The following is a 425-nucleotide window of genomic DNA, read 5'->3' as shown; positions in this document are numbered from 1 at the left end:
GGATCACGACCATCAGCAACGAGTTGTAAAGCTTCATTAATTTCTTGTTGAAGTGCATCACGTGTTTCATCAGTATATCTTGCTGATTCTTCCAACTCTGCATTGTCATCAAGTTTCTTTTGAAGTTCATTCGCCTTCGTTTCAAGCGCGACTAAATCCGCTTCTGTTGCTAATGAATCTTCAAACTCTTGTTGTGCATTGGTTTTTAATGCAGCATCCGCAGCGTCTAATTCATCAGATGCTTTTTTAACCTCTTCTTTAGTTACATTTTTTGATGGATCACGACCATCAGCAACGAGTTGTAAAGCTTCATTGATTTCTTGTTGAAGTGCATCACGTGTTTCATCAGTATATCTTGCTGACTCTTCTAACTCTGCATTGTCATCAAGTTTCTTTTGAAGTTCATTCGCCTTCGTTTCAAGCGC

At 39.1% G+C, this 425-nt stretch carries 1 protein-coding gene; it reads right to left on the bottom strand.

Going from position 1 to position 425, the window contains the following annotated elements:
- Nucleotides 1-425, bottom strand: a 425-nt coding sequence (locus AC1M87_RS14790; RefSeq protein WP_481594123.1) for a hypothetical protein, incomplete at both ends; no start/stop codon positions are given.

It is taken from the genome of Acinetobacter sp. 24-47-62 (assembly GCF_056779765.1).
The sequence above is the reverse complement of the archived record's forward strand: the minus strand, read 5'-3'. Positions and strand labels throughout refer to the sequence as shown.